Raw genomic sequence first — 283 nt, forward strand, 5'->3', positions numbered from 1 at the left:
GTTGGGTCACGACCCAACCTACTTCGACTGTATCCTGCTTGATTTGGGTTTACCGGATAGGCCGGGGGAGGAAATTTTGCCGTTGATTCGGGCAAATCCTATTTATGAAAGGACACCCATTATTGTGATTTCAGCGCATGTGGATGAGCCTTTAGGGAAACACTGTCTGGCGATGGGGGCGAATCATGTTTATGTGAAACCCTTGCTGCCGACCATGTTGCGGCGCATGGTGGAGAGTACGTTGATTTAAAGGACTATTGCGGATTGCTACCTTATGTAGGTT

1 protein-coding gene is annotated in these 283 nt (G+C 48.4%); it reads left to right on the forward strand.

The window, feature by feature from the left end:
• Positions 1 to 250: response regulator (locus ACN4Z1_RS16010; protein WP_419413489.1), on the forward strand; the 250-nt coding region annotated here is incomplete at its 5' end.
• Positions 251 to 283 lie beyond the last annotated feature (33 nt).

Source organism: Legionella sp. ST3F1, assembly GCF_048553315.1.
GTDB lineage: Bacteria > Pseudomonadota > Gammaproteobacteria > Legionellales > Legionellaceae > Tatlockia > Tatlockia donaldsonii.